We start from the raw sequence: 17,520 nt of genomic DNA, 5'->3' as shown, positions 1-17,520 counted from the left end.
ATGTCTAAACTGGCTTAGAGAAAGCTAGGCAAACCTTTGGCTGGATCGCTTTCACGTGCTGCTTGGGCATCTGCTACAGTCATACCTAAGGCCTTAGCAACGCCTTGCCCATAAGCTGGATCGCAAGCGTAACAGTTGCGGATGTGACGGTATTTAATGAAATCTAGCGCATCACCCATCGCTCCGGCCGTGTTATTAAACAGTGCCTGTTTCTGCTGATCATTCATCAGGTTGAACAGGGCACGGGGCTGACTGAAGTAGTCATTGTCATCTTCGCGGAAGTCCCAGAAATCGGCATCACCGGTGATTTTCAGTGGCGGTTCTCTGAATTCCGGTTGTTCCTGCCACTGGCTAAAACTGTTCGGCTCGTAATGTGGCAATGAACCATAGTTGCCATCCATACGGCCCTGACCATCACGGCGATTCGAATGTACAGGACAGCGTGCAGCATTGACCGGAACCTGTGAATGATTCACGCCAACACGGTAACGCGCTGCGTCGGCATAGTTCACTAAACGTGCCTGTAACATACGGTCCGGTGAGTAGCTGATACCCGGTACAAGATTGCTTGGTGCAAAGGCTGCTTGTTCTACATCCTGGAAATAGTTTTCCGGATTGCGGTTCAGTTCGAATTCACCGACTTCAATCAGTTGATAATCGCCCTTTGGCCAGACTTTGGTCAGGTCAAATGGATGATAAGGCACTGTTTCGGCTTCCAGTTCCGGCATGATCTGAACGTACATTTTCCATTTTGGATAGTCACCACGTTCGATGGCATCAAACAGGTCGGTCTGGCTGCTTTCACGGTCTTTGGCGATCAAGTCTGCAGCTTCAGCATCGGTCAGGTTCTGGATGCCTTGCTGGGTACGCATATGGAATTTTACCCAGAAGCGTTCATTTTTGGCATTGATAAAACTGAAGGTGTGACTGCCAAAACCATGCATATGACGGTAACCGGTCGGAATCCCGCGGTCGGACATGACAATGGTCACTTGATGCAAAGCTTCAGGCAACAGTGTCCAGAAATCCCAGTTATTGGTGGCGCTGCGCTTGTTGGTTTTCGGGTCGCGTTTGACTGCTTTATTCAGGTCAGGGAACTTGCGCGCATCCCGCAGGAAAAACACCGGGGTGTTATTGCCGACCAGATCCCAGTTGCCTTCTTCAGTATAGAATTTTAAGGCAAAACCGCGAATATCGCGTTCCGCATCGGCCGCACCACGTTCACCCGCCACTGTTGAGAAACGGGCAAACATTTCGGTTTTTTTGCCGACTTCAGAGAAAATTTTAGCGCGGCTATATTGGGTAATATCATTGGTCACGGTAAAGATACCAAAAGCACCTGAACCTTTGGCATGCATACGACGCTCTGGAATCACTTCGCGGACAAAGTTGGCCAGTTTTTCATTCAGCCATAAATCCTGGGCAAGTAAAGGTCCACGCGCACCTGCCGTCATACTGTTCTGGTTGTCGACCACAGGGGCACCAGCTTCAGTGGTCAGGTGGGTGACAGGGCATTTTTTAAAATCTTGGCTCATCTTTCCTCTCCAAGTTTTGAATATCTTATGTCGTTTACCTAGTATTCATAAAATATTGAGATATATGCTAATCAGATCAGGTTTCGCTATATTTACAATATCTTTAAATAAAGGGTGTTACAGCACAAAACGGAATTCAGGGTATAATTGAGTGAGCTCACTCAAAAAATATTTTTAAATTTAATAAAGTTTAAAATGTTGAAAATTAAATGGTTACTCTTAAAAAGTAACGGGTTTTCCACTCTGTGACAATATCAAATTCTATATATTTTGAATAACTCGAATAATGAATGGGATTAAACGAAAATAACAATATCTAAGTCCATAATATGTTTTTATCAAAGGATAAAAATAATAAGTGAAAAGTATCATTTAAAATACAATTTTATAACTGATTTATTTTAAATGGTTTTTTAATTAAGTTTTGTTGGTCTGAAGAAACCCATAAAAATAATGAATGGAATAAGGGTGTTTTCTGGCTATAGCTCGCATTTTTGCATACAGAAAATCCTATCCAGATGGTCTTTATTTTTAAAAAAGCATTGGCAAATATGCTTGAAAATTAATCAGTCGGCCCTATAATTATCTCACTCCTTCCTCAAAATCACATAGAGAGTAAAATGGCCAAGAAAAAAACAGCCGAGCAGGTGGTGATCCACAATTTTGTGGCAAAACACATGCATGAAGTCAACAAAAGCCAGGTCTTTGTAGACCGAAAGAAAAATGCAAAACGTGGCTACAACAAGCACAGACAAGGGCGATATTCCATGGAAGATCGCCCTTTTTTAATGGCCGCTTAAGGTCTGTAAGGTGGCTGGGGACGACGTGGGGGCTGCTTAGGATTAGTTTTAACTGGAGAGAGCGGGGCGACAGGTCGGTTGTTACGAGTTTGCGAATATTGATTTGGATACCGGGATGATGTTGTCGATTCATCCGCGATTAAGTCATTAAAGAATTTATTGAGTTTGCTTTGCACTGGTGCTTTGTGGTGAGGGGAATGAGGCTGTGGTCTGGCCTGCTGAAAACTGGCAAATTGATCTTTTTGTTGGTGATAGAGTCTGGCAGCAATGACGGAGGGGTCATCTCTGCCTAAACGCCGCCGTTGCGATGCCGAAATTTCAATGCCCAATAATGGAGTCATTTTAGGCCGATCGGCATAGCTCATTGCTCGATTGCTGGCGGGGCGTATATAAGATGAACCGGAATTATGAGCTTCTTTGCGGGCAGCCAAGGCCGGTGCAAGAATGACCACATAGAACACCGCAACAATCATGAACAGGATGACCAGAAATTCCATAACCACCTCTACCACTGTCGAGGGACTGGAAAAAGTCCCGTATTAGGCACTCACCATACGTGATGCAGATTTCACCATATCCCCTAAACCATGGGTTCTGAAATAATATTCTAACCAGCTTTTTACCATGAGCGGATTGTCCATTTTTAACACATGTTGCAGCAATTCTTGTGCATCACTCATCGGAACATGACAAATGGTTTTACGTACCCGCAAAATATTACTGGAACTCATCGACAGGGTATTAAAGCCCATGGCCATGAGCAAAACTGCAGACAGCGGATCGCCCGCCATTTCACCGCAGATACTGACCGGTTTTTCATTACGATGACAGTCCTGCACCAGACGGGTCAGGGCACGCAGTACTGCAGGGTGTAAATGTGAATAGACATTGGCTACCCGTGGATTATTGCGATCCACAGCCAACAGATATTGGGTCAGATCGTTGGAGCCGACCGAGAAGAAATCCACCAGTTCGGAAAATTCATCAATCTGATGAAGCACACTCGGCACTTCCACCATGATGCCGAGTTTTGGTTTATTTACCTTGACCTGTTCTTCTTCTTGAATCGCCGCATGGTCACGTTCCAGCAGATAGAGCGCTTCCTCGACCTCGCTGACACTGGTCACCATCGGCAGCAGAATATGCAGGTTATTCAGTCCGATACTGGCTTTGAGCATGGCGCGAATCTGTGAAGAAAAAATTTCCGGATGATCCAGGGTAAAACGAATGCCACGCCAGCCGAGTGCCGAGTTTTCTTCTTCAATCGAGAAATACGGCAGGTCTTTGTCTGCACCAATGTCCAACGTTCGCATCACCACCGGTTTATTGGCAAAGTGACTGAGCTGCTGACGATAAATCGCACGTTGTTCTTCCTCGCCCGGGAAGCGGTCACGCAACATAAACGGAATTTCAGAACGGTATAAACCGACACCTTTGGCACCACGCTGCACGCCACGCACCACATCAATCATCAGGCCGGTGTTGACGTAGAGTTTGACCGCCACGCCATCCGGGGTAATCGCATCTTTGGTTTCGTACTGGCGCAGATCTTTAGCAAGCTGTTCTTCTTCTTTTTGAATTTCTTTATAGCGACTGCGCAGGCGACGTGGGGGATTAATAAAGACCCGGCCCTGATGTGCATCGACAATCATCTCTACATCATCGAGGGTGTTGATCGGCAGTTCGGTCACGCCGACCACGGTCGGAATACCAAGAGCACGCGCCACAATCACCATATGTGAGTTCATGGCGCCTTCGGTAGTGACAATCGCGGCAATTTTATCTACAGGTAGTTCAACCAGTGCAGCCGTCGAAATTTCCTCACCAATCAGAATACTTTCATCGGTCAATTCACGGTGACTGGCATCGGCTTCCTGTAAGCGCGCCAGAATACGGCGGCCCAGATCTTTTAAGTCCGCTACCCGCTCACGTAAATAATCATCTTCCATTTGGGAAAATTGTGCCACATGATTGTCAATAACAATTCGCACGGCGCCTTGTGCCCAGTGACCTTCACGAATAAAAGCCTTGATTTCTGCAGGCAGGGCATTTTCATCCAGCATACGCAAGAACACGCTAAACAGTGCGCGTTCCTCGGCCATTAACGCATCCTGCATTTTGTCATCCAGTGACTGGATTTCTTCACGGACTGAATTTAGCGCGTTATCTAAGAGCTGCAGTTCTTCGCTGATGTCATCTGCTTCACGGTCAGGGACTGCGGCAAGATCTGCTGGCGGATAGAGAATCACTGCACGACCTAAGGCAATGCCACCGGAGCCAGAAACTCCCTGAAAGGTTTTATAGGCGGGCAGGTTGCTCGGCTTACGGAATACATCGATATTGCCAACGGCATGGGCATGGGCGATGACGCCAGAAAGCTGCGCGCAGAGTGTGACCAGAAAGGATTCAGCAGCTTCAGAAAAGTCCTGTGATTCTTTATTCTGAACCACCAGTACACCCATGACCTTACGGCGGTACATCACCGGCACACCGAGGAAGGAGTTATAAATTTCCTCACCGGTTTCAGGTAAAAACAGGAAGCGCTCATGTTTAGGGGCATTGTCCAGATTGACAATTTCTTCACGTTGTCCAACCAGGCCCACCAGACCCTCACCGGTCTGCAAAGACACATGGCCGACAGATTCTGCATTCAGGCCTTTAGACGCCATGAGCAGATAACGCTGATTGCGTTCATCGAGGAGATAGATCGAGCAGACATCAACCTGCATGGCCTCGGCCACATGCTTGACCATAATGTCGAGTGATTCATGCAAACTGGTGGACGCATTGATCTCCTGAACAATACGTCTCAAGGTGTCCAGTTGCATATTCGACATAAGGTCTGCTCCGTCTATTCAGAATTTCAGTGATTAAGTTTATTTATAACAATAGCCGCGTAAAAAATCTGCATTATTTATGCGATTTTTTAAGGTTTTTGCTGGGGTAGTTGCTGACACAACTCCACCAGGGCTTTGCGGTAAACATCACGTTTGAAATTCACGACTTGACCGAGTGGGTACCAGTAACTGACCCATTGCCATTGATCAAATTCGGGCGGATCAGACAGATTCAACTGAATATGCTGAACGGGGGCCGTGAGTTTGAGTAAAAACCACTTTTGTTTTTGACCGATACAGACCGGATCAGAGTCCGTACGAATGTATCGATGCGGCAAACGATAGCGCAACCAGCCTTTGGTTTGCGCGACTATCTGGACGTGTTCGGGCAATAAGCCAACTTCTTCTCTCAGCTCACGATAGAGTGCCTGCTCAGGGGTTTCTCCATATTGGATTCCGCCTTGTGGAAATTGCCATGCATTATGACCAATGCGTTTTGCCCATAAAACCTGTCCAGCATCGTTTGCCAAAATGATCCCGACATTCGGTCGGAAACCTTCAGAGTCGATCATTTGGCTACCTAAAAATTGTTTAATTTATGCCTTTGCCATCGGGGAGCATTATTTCGTTATCCAACTCGAAAAAAGCAAAGTTTAAAAATGTTAAAATTGCTATGATCTTAACGAATTTCTATCGACTAGCGGAGATAGATTTACAATTTTTTTCTTAAATTTCAGTTTTAACGAGTATTTTCATGAAATTGGCGCTATTTGATCTCGATCACACCTTGTTAAACACGGATTCGGATCATTCTTGGGGAGAGTTTTTGGTCAGTGAGGGCCTGGTCGATCCAGTTCAGCATCGCGCCATGAATGACAAGTTCTATGACGATTATAAAAAAGGTCAGCTGGATCCTTATGCCTATAATGAATTTGTGTTCCAGTTTCTGACCAAACATGACAATCATTATTTGACTGAATTACATCAACTGTTCATGCAAAAAGTCATTCGTCCACAAATGCGTCCTGAAGGTTTTAAAGCCATTGAGCGCCACCGTGAAGCAGGGCATGCCTTAGTGGGGATTACCGCAACTTCAGACTTTATTACCGCACCCATTTTTCGTGAATTCGGAATTACTGAAATTATTGCCACCAATGCTGAAGTCATTGATGGGAAATATACTGGTAAAGTCATCAATACCGCATGCTATCAGCAAGGCAAGCTGGTGCGTCTGGAACAATGGCTGGAAGGCCGCGACGTAACCGAGTCTTGGGCTTATTCAGATTCTATTAATGACCGTTTCTTGCTGGAATATGCGGATCATGCGATTGCAGTCAATCCGGATGATCGCTTGGAAACTTTAGCCCAAGAACAGGGTTGGAAAATACAGGACTGGTCGATCTAATCACTCCGAACTCATTGATGTGATTATTAAGTACAACTTCGGTTGTGCTTTTTATTTGCCTCATTTGAATATTAATGTTTTTTCACAGTCCAGCTGAATCAGACATGCTATGCTCGAAAAACAGGACATGATAACAATAGTAGATTCTGAGGTATGAGATATGACTCACGTTCGACCACGTATGACACATCTGTTCCAACAGCTTGGCTTGGATGCCAGTGCAGAAGGTATTGAAACATTTATTCACGAGCATCAATTGCATAAAGATCTGACTTTACTGGATGCGCCGTATTGGTCAGAGGCACAACGTCAATTTTTAAGCGAGAAAATAGCCTCTGATGGCGAATGGGCGATTGTGGTAGATCAACTCAATGAATCCTTGCATGAAAATTCAACCAGTGAAGGATAAGATATAAAGCCAATCGTATGATTGGCTTTTTAGACTATGACCTTACCTTTAGCGAATCCGTTTCCAGATCGTGACTTGTGACAGGGTATGTTGATACTTTCTGGCCGTTTCTCGAATCACAAAAGGCACATCTTGGGGTTCGGCCACCAATTCAAAGTGCTGGGTTAAAATGTTGGAAATACCAGCCAAAGTCGTGATCTTTTCCCCATCCTGCTGAAAACCGCCCAGCCATTCGCTACGCGCCGTATGTTCTTCCAGCCAGGTATAGGGCGAACTCAGCATTAAAATTCCACCTATATTGATACGTTTATGAATCTGCAATAAAAAGTCTTTCGGATGATGCAGCCGGTCAATCAGGTTCGCTGCCAGAATAAAATCATAGTCGCTAAAATGTGCTTTCAGGTTGCAGGCATCGGCCTGAAAAAATTCCGTTTTTGACGCAAACTGTTCCAAAGCGACATCTTCAAGTGAACAGCTTTTTTCTTCGCTTAATTCACCTTCTAGCGGCAGCTGATAACGTACCCTATTGCCTTGAGCCAAATAGACTGCCTGCTGGATAAAACGTGCTGAGAAGTCCAGACCGGTCACCTGATCAAAATAGTGTGCCAGTTCAAAGCTGGCGCGGCCGGTAGCACAGCCAATATCTAAGGCACGATGACATGGCACTTGCTGAAAATAGGGTTGTGCCAGATCGACCAGTGTTTTGGCAAAATTAGCGATACCAAAATATTCGGGGCCGTACTGGAATTCCAGATATTGGGAGACCAGCTGGTCGCTTTCATAGTTCGAAGGGAAATGTTGCAGTGCCTGATCAGAGGCGACGTAGCGAAAACCAGCGTGCTGAAAGAAATGCCGTCTGAAGGCGTAGCGGGAACTATATAAAGCTTCATTGCCCGCCGAAATCCAGGAGCCACCTTTCATCAGGTTATGGCGACCGTCAAAGGTTGGTGTACTGAAATCATCATAAAGCGGATGCACCTGAAAACCCTGAAATGGATAGATCGGAGTTTCAGTCCACTGCCAGACATTGCCCTGAATATCATAAAAATCGCCCTGCTTGAAATGATCGACCGGACAGGAGCTGGTGCCGTATTTCAACTCGATATTGGCCTGTTCAGGGCTCGGTAAATCTGAATCCAGATCGGAAACTGCATACAGGCGATACCATTCATCTTCAGTCGGCAAGCGAATGGTTTTTCCCAGCAGTTGGGATTTCCACTGACAAAAGGCCTTGGCTTCATGATAATTCACTTCTACCGGCCAGTCCCAAGGCATCGGCACTTCTTCTAGCATCAATCGCAGTGACCAGCCTAATTCAGTTTTGCGCCAGAAACAGGGATGAGCAGCTTGTGAAAATTGCAGCCAGCCTAGACCTTCTTCACTCCAGTAGTGTTCGGTCTGATAGCCATCAGCTTCGACAAAGGCCAGAAATTCCTGATTCGATACCAGATATTTGGAGGCTGCAAAAGCTGCAACCTCGGCTTCATGCCGGCCGTATTCATTGTCCCAGCCATAAAATGGATGGTTAAAATCTTTCTGCAAAAGCACCTTGCCGTCAGGTACCTCCAGCAAGTGATTATCCGGAGCCATGCCGGTAATGAGATTGGCGCGCCACTGTGGATGCTGGCGTACATGTTCCAAAGCATGCTGGCGGATCAGCACAGAAGAAGTTTCCAGATGGATCCGTTCATGTTCGATGCCCATGATGATGGTCCACCAAGGGTTTTGCCAGTTTAAGGGTAGAGTTAGCGGAGCATGTTCAAGGATGTTCAGGATCAGGGCGCGTACCTGATGCCGATAATCACGGACTTCCTGCACACTGGGCCAGTCATAGTGCACTTCATCCAGGTCATCCCAGCTCATCTCGTCTACACCGATCGCGAAGATACTTTCAAAATGCGGATTTACGCGTTCGCTAATTAGCTTGCTGAGCAGCAGTTTATTGACAAAAAAAGTGGCGGTATGGGCAAAATAAAAAATTAGCGGATGACGTAAAGTAATCGGCTTGATGAAAAATGCATCTTCATGTTTGAGGCATTCAAACAGTTGTTCATAGGTGTCAAAGGTGTTCAGGAAATATTCGCGCAGGCAGTGCCGGGCAGTCTGTTCATCGGCAAAATCAAGTGCCGGCGTGGGCAGCAGCATCGGTTTGGCCGAAAGCCACAGGCTGCTTGTATTGGTTTTATCTTGAGAGTGGGATTTTAAGGGAGAATCGAGCTGCATCCGTCAGGCTCCATCGAATAGTTTTAAGCATTCCTCTGCACTGCAAAAGAATGGAATTGTCTTAAAAATACTCGAAAGATATCGCCAGATGGGGTGTATTTAGGTAACAAAATGCTGCACCGTTTTGGATGCAGCATGTTCAGGAACGGCTTAAATAGACAGCGAGGCACCCTGCATGAGCTGAACCAGAGCCTGAGCTGCTTTGGACTGAGTACGACCGGGATGCCAGACCATGCCCAAACGACGGTTCATTTCCAGATTAATATCCAGCTGGTGCAGGTCATGATTGACCAAAGTTTTTGGCAGTACCGACCAGCCTAAGCCAATCGATACCAGCATCCGGATCGATTCCAGCGGATTGTTACTCATACTGACTTTCGGTTTGATGCCCTGTTTCTCAAATTCGGCCAAAGTAATTTGCGAGGTATAGGTCTGTGATGAGGGCAACAGGCTTGGATAGTCGAGCAAATCTTCCAGACACAGATTTTTTTGCTGCGCCAGCGGATGAAACGGTGCCACCACAAAGACTAGAGGATCATTCCAAATAGTCACATAATTCAGACGCGCATCACCCCGTGGCGGCAAGGTTAAAAATGCCAGTTCCAGATCGCCGGCAATCACTTGTTCATGCGCCTGCTCGGAATCGACAAAATGCACATCCAGAGTCACGTCAGGATATTCCTGAACATAACGGCGCAAATGACTCGGCAGATGATGCAGGCCAATATGATGACTGGTACCAATTTTTAGTTTGCCCTGTACCTGACCCTGTTCATGGCTCAAGGTATAATGAATATCACCGAGTTCATTCAGCCAGTTTTTCACTTTAGGCAACAGAGAGTGCGCCGCGTGGGTGGCCTGTACACCACGTCCGGCAGATTCAAACAGCTTGACCCCAAAGTATTCTTCCAGACTGTGAATACGTTTGGTGACAGCAGGCTGGGTAATGAAGAGCTGATCTGCGGCCAGAGAAATCGAACCGGTTTCCATGACTTTTACGAAGGCTTCAAAGGCTGCGAGATTCATCTTAACCACCTATAAAGAATTTTTATGTGTAAATATATTATTGTTATATTTTAAGAATAAATCAAAGCAAAATTAGCTCATCTATGTTGCAGTGCTGAATTACTATACATTTTCAAAGCCTTGGCATTTTTAAAACTAAAAAAGACCACCTATAAAGGTAGTCTTTTATCAGGAACCTCGACCGAAGAGTTTAGACGGTAATGTCCTCATTCTGCTGTTGGTTATTACGCTCCCAGATTTTTTCATGGAAGAAGAAAGCCACTGCCTGTACCGTTGGTTCTAATAAACTCAAGGCAATCGCCATCGTCAGACTGCCAGTCACCAAATAACCCACAATCATCGCTACGGTAATATGCATAATGTAGTAGCTGAAAGTCTTTTTAAACATGCGCTGGTTATTGTCTACAAAGCGTTGAATATGTGCCATGTCGAAGTTCCTCAAAATCATCATCTCTGTCGATGAAGAAATAATAATAATTCTCATTTAATTTGTGAAAACGAATATTTTTAATAAATTAATCGGAAAATTAGATTGATGAAAATAAAGTGAAAGTCTGATTTGATTCAGCTTTTAAAAGATTCCAAAAAGTTTTTTAACTGATAAAAATGATAAATTAGATTTATGTGATTGCAGCGATATAATCAAAATCAGAGAAAGAATTTACCCAGTCCAGTGGAGTACATCGACATGGCAGGCGCAACCCAAACAGCAAAAACATTATATGACAAATTGTGGGACGACCATTTAGTAACGCAACGTGATGATGGTTCTGCCTTACTGTACATCGACCGTCACTTATTACATGAAGTGACTTCTCCACAGGCCTTTGAAGGTTTGCAACTGGCCGGGCGCCAGCCATGGCGTTTAAGCGCGAATATTGCCACACCGGATCATAACGTACCGACCTCGAAAAAAGAGCGTGAGCAGGGTGTTGCCGGAATTGAAGATGAAACCTCGCGCATCCAGGTGCAAACTTTGGATGACAACTGCAAGACCTTTAATATTGTTGAATTTGATATTAATGATATCCGTCAGGGCATCGCGCATGTGGTCGGGCCGGAGCAAGGCTTGACCTTACCGGGCATGACGGTGGTGTGTGGTGACTCGCATACTGCAACACACGGTGCTTTTGGCTGTTTGGCGCATGGGATCGGGACATCAGAAGTTGAACATGTATTGGCGACCCAATGCCTGGTTCAAAAGAAGATGAAAAACATGTTGGTGCGCGTTGACGGAAAATTAGGTCAGGGCGTGACACCGAAAGATGTGGTCTTGGCGATTATCGGCAAGATTGGTACGGCAGGTGGTACAGGTCACGCGATTGAATTCGGTGGTCAGGTGTTCCGTGATATGTCGATCGAAGGCCGTATGACGGTATGTAATATGGCGATCGAAGGCGGTGCCCGTGTAGGGATGGTTGCTGTCGATGACAAGACTATTGAATACGTGAAAAACCGTCCATATGCACCGAAAGGCGAGCAGTGGGATCAAGCTATTGCTTACTGGAATACCTTGCATTCTGATGAAGGCGCGCACTTCGATACCGTTGTGGTCTTGCAAGGTGAAGAGATTGAGCCACAAGTATCTTGGGGTACTTCTCCTGAAATGGTGATTCCAGTCTCTCAAGCAGTTCCAACGTTGGAACAGGCGAAAGATGACGTACAGCGCAATGACTGGACACGTGCTTATCAATATATGGGCTTAACTGCCGGTCAGGCCTTGGCTGAGATTCAGCTGGATCGTGTCTTTATCGGTTCGTGCACCAACTCACGTATTGAAGATATCCGTGCAGCGGCTGAAGTGGCGAAAGGCAAGAAAGTGGCATCCACCATTAAACAGGCGATGGTCGTTCCAGGTTCTGGTTTGGTGAAAGCACAAGCTGAAGCGGAAGGTTTAGATAAAATCCTGATCGAAGCGGGCTTTGAATGGCGTGAACCAGGCTGCTCTATGTGTTTGGCAATGAATGCTGACAAATTGCAACCAGGCGAGCACTGTGCTTCAACATCGAACCGTAACTTTGAAGGTCGTCAGGGCAATGGCGGTCGTACCCACTTGGTGAGCCCCGCAATGGCAGCGGCAGCGGCAATTGCTGGTCACTTTGTTGATGTTCGTTCATTCTAGTTTAAGCCCTCATCCCGACCTTCTCCCAGAGGGAGAAGGAGTTCCCTCTCTTTGTAGGAGAGGGGTAGGGAGAGGTTACGAATTCGTTGGGAAATAAATATGAAAGCTTATACCGTTGAACAAGGTATCGTTGCACCTTTAGACCGTGCCAATGTCGATACCGATTTAATTATTCCAAAACAGTTTTTGAAATCGATCAAACGTACCGGTTTTGGTGAAAATTTATTTGATGAATTGCGTTACTTGGATGAAGGTTATCCAGGTCAGGACAATTCAGTTCGTCCGATCAATCCGGACTTTGTCTTGAACCAGCCACGTTATCAGGGCGCATCTATTTTAATTTCACGTGCCAACTTTGGTTGTGGTTCTAGCCGTGAACATGCGCCGTGGGCCTTGAGTGAATACGGTTTCCGTACCGTAATTGCGCCAAGCTTTGCTGATATTTTCTTTAATAACTGTTTTAAAAACGGTATGTTGCCTGTGATTTTGGCTGAAGATATTGTTGAGCAGTTATTTAAGGAATGTGCGGAAGATGAAGGTTATCAACTGACCATTGACTTGCAAGCACAAGAAGTTCGTACCCCTACGGGTGAAAGCTTTAAGTTTGAAGTCGATCCATTTCGCAAGCATTGCCTGTTAAATGGTCTGGATGATATTGGCTTAACTTTGCAGGTGGCGGATGATATTCGTGCCTATGAAGAAAAAACCAAACAATCGCGTCCTTGGGTATTTGCCGAAATTCATGGATAAATCAGTAAAAATTGTCATGGCATGACTGCGATGCCCTTGCTAATATCGGAAGATTATTGAGTTTTTTGATTAGGTAAGACAGACATTATGGCGAATTATTGGAAACAGTGGCTTGCTTTAAGTGCAGTATCGGTGCTGTTGACTGCATGTCAAAGCATCGACACGATGAAACTCAAACATGCCAAAGAAAATACTGAGAGCAAAAGCAATGCCCTGATCTACTGTACAGGGACGCCAGATTGCCAGTTCGAACGCTTCAATCAGACCATTATTGTCAACGCCGACAATGGCCGCATCAGTGATGAGGCGCTGAAGCAGAAACTGGTGCGCTTGCAGGCCAAAAATTTAAATCAGGCCAATCCGATTTATTTATCTGTGCCGGCAGGACAGCATGAACTGGTCGTGCGTTTTTATCCGATCAGTAAGGATAAAGCGGAAACTTTACATGTATTCCATCGTTTTCAGGCCAATAACCGCTATAGCTTAAAAATGTTTCGTGACCGTAGTGCGCGTAGCAGCAGTTTATTAAATTCTTCGGCGCCGGATCCGCTTTGCGTAGATCTGGTACAAGAGCAAAAAACCATTCGTCGTTTTTGCAAACCCTATAATGCAGTCACCGGGATTGCAGAGTTTGTAGAAAAGAAAATTTAACCTCTGTCAGGTCTGAATCTGACGTTTTAAACGGAAAATCTCATGTCTAAACAAATTTTGATTTTAGCTGGTGACGGCATCGGCCCTGAAATTGTAAAAGCCGCAGAGCAAGTACTCACACGCGTAAATGAAAAATTTAATCTCGATTTGACATGGGAACAGGGCTTACTCGGTGGTGCAGCCATTGATGCACATGGTTCACCGTATCCTGAAGTGACCTCTGAACAGGCTAAAAAAGCTGATGCGATTTTACTCGGTGCCGTGGGCGGTCCAAAATGGGATACGATTGAGCGCTCAATTCGTCCGGAACGTGGTTTATTGAAATTGCGTAGTGAACTGAACCTGTTTGCTAACTTGCGTCCAGCCATTCTTTATCCGCAATTGGCTGATGCTTCAAGTTTAAAGCCTGAAATCGTAGCAGGTCTGGATATTCTGATTGTGCGTGAATTGACCGGTGGTATTTACTTCGGTCAGCCACGCGGTATCCGTGAACTGGAAAATGGCGAGAAACAAGGCTATAACACTGACGTTTATTCAGAATCTGAAATCAAGCGTATCGCCAAAGTCGCTTTTGAAATGGCCAACTTGCGCGGTGGTAAAGTATGTTCAGTGGATAAAGCCAACGTGCTTGAAGTAACTGAACTGTGGAAACAGACAGTGACTGCACTGAAAGATGCCGAATACCCTGAAATTAATTTATCGCATATGTATGTCGACAATGCCGCAATGCAACTGGTGCGTGCGCCAAAGCAGTTTGACGTGATTGTCACCTCGAATCTGTTCGGTGATATCCTGTCTGATGAAGCTGCGATGTTGACCGGTTCAATCGGCATGTTGCCATCGGCATCTCTGGATGAAAATGGCAAGGGCATGTATGAGCCTTGTCATGGTTCTGCACCAGATATCGCCGGTCAAAACCTGGCAAATCCATTAGCGACGATTCTTTCGGTGGCGATGATGTTGCGTTATACCTTCCGTGAAGAAGCGGCTGCTAAAGCGATTGAAGATGCAGTAGGTCAGGTCTTGGATCAAGGCTTGCGTACGGCAGATATCATGTCTGAAGGCATGCAAAAAGTCGGTACGGTTGAAATGGGTCAAGCAGTCGTTGCTGCATTGAACTAAGCCTGTTTTGATTCAAAAAAACGCAGCCTTGAGCTGCGTTTTTTTATAATAGAAATTCCAAAGCTTAAACCCCTTAACAGGTTCGGCCTGTGGTGCGTACCGCGGTCGCAATATTATCTTTGAGTAAGAAGGTGATTTTACATTGCAATTTGACGTCGTAGCCGCCGGCAGGACTTACTGAGACAGGAATCGGTACAGTGCCTGTCCCTGTGGCAGGAAACTGCGCTACAGGCAAAGGAATGGTAATGGGGCGTTGTACCACATAGCTTAATTGCTTGGCGCTGCGTTCAGGCCCACTGATCTGCTGGTAACCTAAACGTTTTAGATCCAGAGTTTGATCGATCAGTTGGCTGCTTTGCCCAATGAACTGTTGTAAATAGGCATCACGCTGTGCAGCCGTTGAGGAGGTGGTGCTGCATGCATTAAGCAAACTCAATGCTGTACAGCATACTAAAATCAGTGTGAACTTCATGAGCTGTCCTCACACCAAATGAAATGAGTGTAAGCGCATTCCATGCAAAAATACTGTTGTGATTTGATACACGGTAGAAGTAGAGTAATGAAGTCGATCTCTGATTTAATCCGATCCAGGCTTTGAACTCGATGAGTACAGCTTAACAAGCTCTACCGGTATAGCGGATGGCTTGAACAATTTCATCTTTCAAGTCAAACCAGATTTGGCATTTCATCTCAATGTTATAACCACCATTTGAGGGCATCGGCATTGGTGCACCGATCGAGATACTCTGACTGATATTCGGTGTACCCATTGGAATATTCATCTCCCGAAAAATAGTGTAGCTGAGAAATTCTGCGGTTTGAATCGGTTGCTGGGAGGTCTTGAATCCCATTGCACGAAGATCAAGCTGGCTACGAACTTGTGCGGCAGTTTGACCCACATAAGGTTGTAGAGACTGATGCAGATGCTGATTACCGCCGGTAGCGCATGCAACGAGAAACAAGCTGGAAAGTAGGAATAAGCATCTCATATTCATTGTTTTTATACATGTTGTTTTTAATTCAATGAATAGTCGTGAATTTATAGGCCTGTGTCAAATTATTTTATTGATTGATAAATAATTCAAGTAATAAAAAAGCCACTAAAAGTGGCTTTTGCTTGCGCTAAAACTTAGCGTGCACGATATGTGATACGACCTTTAGTCAAATCATAAGGTGTCATTTCAACCTTCACACTGTCGCCAGTTAAAATACGGATATAGTGTTTACGCATTTTACCAGAGATGTGGGCAATCACTTCGTGACCGTTCTCTAAACGTACACGGAACATAGTATTAGGAAGCGTCTCGGTGACAACGCCTTCGAACTCGATGAGTTCCTCTTTATTGGCCATAGCCTACCTGAATGAATAAATTGGAAAGGCGCAAATTATAGTCAATTTTTTTGCAAAATACAAGACGAAACGGGCGTTAGACTGATCATCTGCCAGTAAAATAGGCGAACTGTCACGATAATTTTTTTAACTAAAAAGACACCTGTTTCTGTTGTCAGTTTGGTCAATCACAGTTAATCTAAAATTAATCTTTTTAAGTATAAATGAAGTACATACAAGGAAGGCTTTTGAGTGAGTCAGCTAACGGATGCATCAGTCGTATTGCGTTTAGGCTATCAGGCGATTCGTCGTGCGGGGTTGCCAACAGAAGAACTTTTGACCAAAGCGGGAGTGGCTTTAAATCAGGTAGAGGCCAATGACCGTACTCCGCTGAGTGCCCAGTATGCCTTTTGGGTGGCGGCAGAGGAAGTCAGCAAAGACCCGGACATTGGATTGCATCTGGGTGAGCACCTGCCACTTTATCGTGGTCAGGTCATTGAACACTTGTTTGTATCATCTGAAAATTTTGGTGAAGGACTGAAACGTGCTTTGGCTTATCAGCGACTGATTAGCGATGCCTTTGCTGCCAAATTGGTGATTGAAGATGACCGCTGCTATTTAACCAATGGTGAACAGCCTTTTGCTGAAAGTCTAGTGAATCGTCATTTTACTGAATGCGCCATGTCAGGTGTACTCAGATTTTTTAAGTTTATTACTGAAGGGCGTTTTGAGCCGATTTATATCGATTTTAATTTTTCTAAAGGGGGACCTGATGATGAATATTTCCGGGTTTATGAGTGTCCGGTCAGTCTAGGTCAGAAAGAAACCCGTTTGTATTTCGATCCGACTATCCTGGAATATCCGCTGTGGCAGGCTGAACCTGAGCTGTTGCAGCTGCATGAGCAACTGGCCATTGAAAAGCTACAGGAACTGGCAAGATATGATCTGGTCGGTGAAGTACGTCGTGCAATCGGCTCTACTTTGGAGAGTGGCGAAACCACGCTAGAAACTGTGGCAGCCCAGCTGAACATCACGCCACGCCGTTTGAGAACACAACTGAGTGAGGCACATACCAGTTTTCAGCAGATTCTCTCGGATTATCGTTGTCGTCTGGCCAAGCGTTTGCTGGCGAGTACCAATGAGAGCGTCGAGCGGATTGTCTATCTGACCGGTTTTTCCGAGCCAAGTACCTTCTATCGTGCCTTTAAACGCTGGACCAATGAAACGCCAGTGGAATATCGGAAGCGGAAGCAGCGTTAAAAATCCCTCCTAACCTCTCTTTAAAAAAGGGAGGAATTCCCCTCCTTTTA

18 protein-coding genes are annotated in these 17,520 nt (G+C 45.4%); 8 read left to right on the top strand and 10 right to left on the bottom strand.

Annotated elements, in window-relative coordinates; genetic code table 11:
• Window positions 1-14: 14 nt before the first annotated feature.
• Entirely contained in the window at window positions 15-1,535 is a 1,521-nt protein-coding gene (locus NI465_RS07780; protein ID WP_253144937.1) for a catalase, read from the bottom strand.
• Between the two features lie 620 nt (window positions 1,536-2,155).
• Here NI465_RS07780 and NI465_RS07775 point away from each other — a divergent pair.
• On the top strand, window positions 2,156-2,335 hold the full coding sequence (locus tag NI465_RS07775; protein WP_004729442.1) for a DUF7230 family protein: 180 nt from the start codon (window positions 2,156-2,158) through the stop codon (window positions 2,333-2,335).
• On the opposite strand, the gene NI465_RS07770 is transcribed toward NI465_RS07775, so the two are convergent.
• The 3 genes from NI465_RS07770 to NI465_RS07760 form a co-directional block, all read right to left on the bottom strand.
• Entirely contained in the window at window positions 2,332-2,832 is a 501-nt protein-coding gene (locus NI465_RS07770; protein WP_005245903.1) for a hypothetical protein, read from the bottom strand. The two genes, NI465_RS07775 and NI465_RS07770, sit on opposite strands and share 4 nt — an antisense overlap.
• Window positions 2,833-2,874: 42 nt before the next feature.
• Window positions 2,875-5,172, bottom strand: coding sequence for a phosphoenolpyruvate--protein phosphotransferase (gene ptsP, locus NI465_RS07765; protein ID WP_005250601.1), 2,298 nt, complete (start codon window positions 5,170-5,172; stop codon window positions 2,875-2,877).
• 89 nt (window positions 5,173-5,261) lie between these two features.
• Window positions 5,262-5,744, bottom strand: coding sequence for an RNA pyrophosphohydrolase (locus NI465_RS07760; protein ID WP_004278502.1), 483 nt, complete (start codon window positions 5,742-5,744; stop codon window positions 5,262-5,264).
• A 182-nt stretch (window positions 5,745-5,926) separates the two neighbouring features.
• Here NI465_RS07760 and NI465_RS07755 point away from each other — a divergent pair, with 182 nt between their 5' ends.
• Window positions 5,927-6,577, top strand: coding sequence for an HAD family hydrolase (locus NI465_RS07755; protein WP_005250603.1), 651 nt, complete (start codon window positions 5,927-5,929; stop codon window positions 6,575-6,577).
• A 160-nt stretch (window positions 6,578-6,737) separates the two neighbouring features.
• Complete coding sequence (locus NI465_RS07750) at window positions 6,738-6,986, top strand: DUF2789 family protein (RefSeq protein WP_004278500.1); 249 nt, start codon at window positions 6,738-6,740, stop codon at window positions 6,984-6,986.
• A 48-nt stretch (window positions 6,987-7,034) separates the two neighbouring features.
• Here the strand turns inward: NI465_RS07750 and ovoA are convergent, their stop codons facing one another.
• From ovoA to NI465_RS07735, 3 genes are all read right to left on the bottom strand, one after another.
• Entirely contained in the window at window positions 7,035-9,209 is a 2,175-nt protein-coding gene (gene ovoA / locus NI465_RS07745) for a 5-histidylcysteine sulfoxide synthase (RefSeq protein ID WP_253144935.1), read from the bottom strand.
• A gap of 150 nt (window positions 9,210-9,359) precedes the next feature.
• Complete coding sequence (locus NI465_RS07740; RefSeq protein ID WP_004278498.1) at window positions 9,360-10,235, bottom strand: LysR family transcriptional regulator; 876 nt, start codon at window positions 10,233-10,235, stop codon at window positions 9,360-9,362.
• 190 nt (window positions 10,236-10,425) lie between these two features.
• Complete coding sequence (locus NI465_RS07735) at window positions 10,426-10,662, bottom strand: DUF2061 domain-containing protein (protein WP_005107971.1); 237 nt, start codon at window positions 10,660-10,662, stop codon at window positions 10,426-10,428.
• Window positions 10,663-10,923: 261 nt separating this feature from the next.
• Between NI465_RS07735 and leuC the strand changes: the two genes are divergently transcribed.
• From leuC to leuB, 4 genes are all read left to right on the top strand, one after another.
• A complete protein-coding gene (gene leuC / locus NI465_RS07730) occupies window positions 10,924-12,357 on the top strand; it encodes a 3-isopropylmalate dehydratase large subunit (RefSeq protein ID WP_005250608.1) in 1,434 nt (477 codons plus the stop codon).
• 99 nt (window positions 12,358-12,456) lie between these two features.
• On the top strand, window positions 12,457-13,107 hold the full coding sequence (leuD, locus tag NI465_RS07725) for a 3-isopropylmalate dehydratase small subunit (protein ID WP_044111835.1): 651 nt from the start codon (window positions 12,457-12,459) through the stop codon (window positions 13,105-13,107).
• Window positions 13,108-13,194: 87 nt separating this feature from the next.
• Window positions 13,195-13,758, top strand: a complete 564-nt coding sequence (locus NI465_RS07720; RefSeq protein WP_253144932.1) for a hypothetical protein — start codon at window positions 13,195-13,197, stop codon at window positions 13,756-13,758.
• 42 nt (window positions 13,759-13,800) lie between these two features.
• Window positions 13,801-14,880 (top strand): 3-isopropylmalate dehydrogenase, encoded by a 1,080-nt coding sequence (gene leuB, locus NI465_RS07715; protein WP_004278493.1) that lies wholly within the window; start codon window positions 13,801-13,803, stop codon window positions 14,878-14,880.
• 73 nt (window positions 14,881-14,953) lie between these two features.
• Here leuB and NI465_RS07710 read toward each other — a convergent pair whose 3' ends face one another.
• The 3 genes from NI465_RS07710 to infA form a co-directional block, all read right to left on the bottom strand.
• Window positions 14,954-15,352, bottom strand: coding sequence for a hypothetical protein (locus NI465_RS07710; RefSeq protein ID WP_253144929.1), 399 nt, complete (start codon window positions 15,350-15,352; stop codon window positions 14,954-14,956).
• Window positions 15,353-15,494: 142 nt separating this feature from the next.
• The gene (locus tag NI465_RS07705) at window positions 15,495-15,875 is read right to left on the bottom strand and encodes a hypothetical protein (protein WP_253144927.1); all 381 of its coding nucleotides are present in this window, start codon (window positions 15,873-15,875) and stop codon (window positions 15,495-15,497) included.
• A 134-nt stretch (window positions 15,876-16,009) separates the two neighbouring features.
• Entirely contained in the window at window positions 16,010-16,231 is a 222-nt protein-coding gene (infA, locus tag NI465_RS07700) for a translation initiation factor IF-1 (protein ID WP_001284370.1), read from the bottom strand.
• 231 nt (window positions 16,232-16,462) lie between these two features.
• Here infA and NI465_RS07695 point away from each other — a divergent pair, with 231 nt between their 5' ends.
• The gene (locus tag NI465_RS07695; protein ID WP_253144924.1) at window positions 16,463-17,470 is read left to right on the top strand and encodes an AraC family transcriptional regulator; all 1,008 of its coding nucleotides are present in this window, start codon (window positions 16,463-16,465) and stop codon (window positions 17,468-17,470) included.
• Window positions 17,471-17,520: the final 50 nt, after the last annotated feature.

The organism is Acinetobacter lwoffii, assembly GCF_024129855.1.
In the GTDB taxonomy this organism is placed as follows: domain Bacteria; phylum Pseudomonadota; class Gammaproteobacteria; order Pseudomonadales; family Moraxellaceae; genus Acinetobacter; species Acinetobacter lwoffii_L.
Note: the sequence above shows the minus strand (reverse complement) of the source record. Positions and strands in the feature narration are given on the sequence as shown.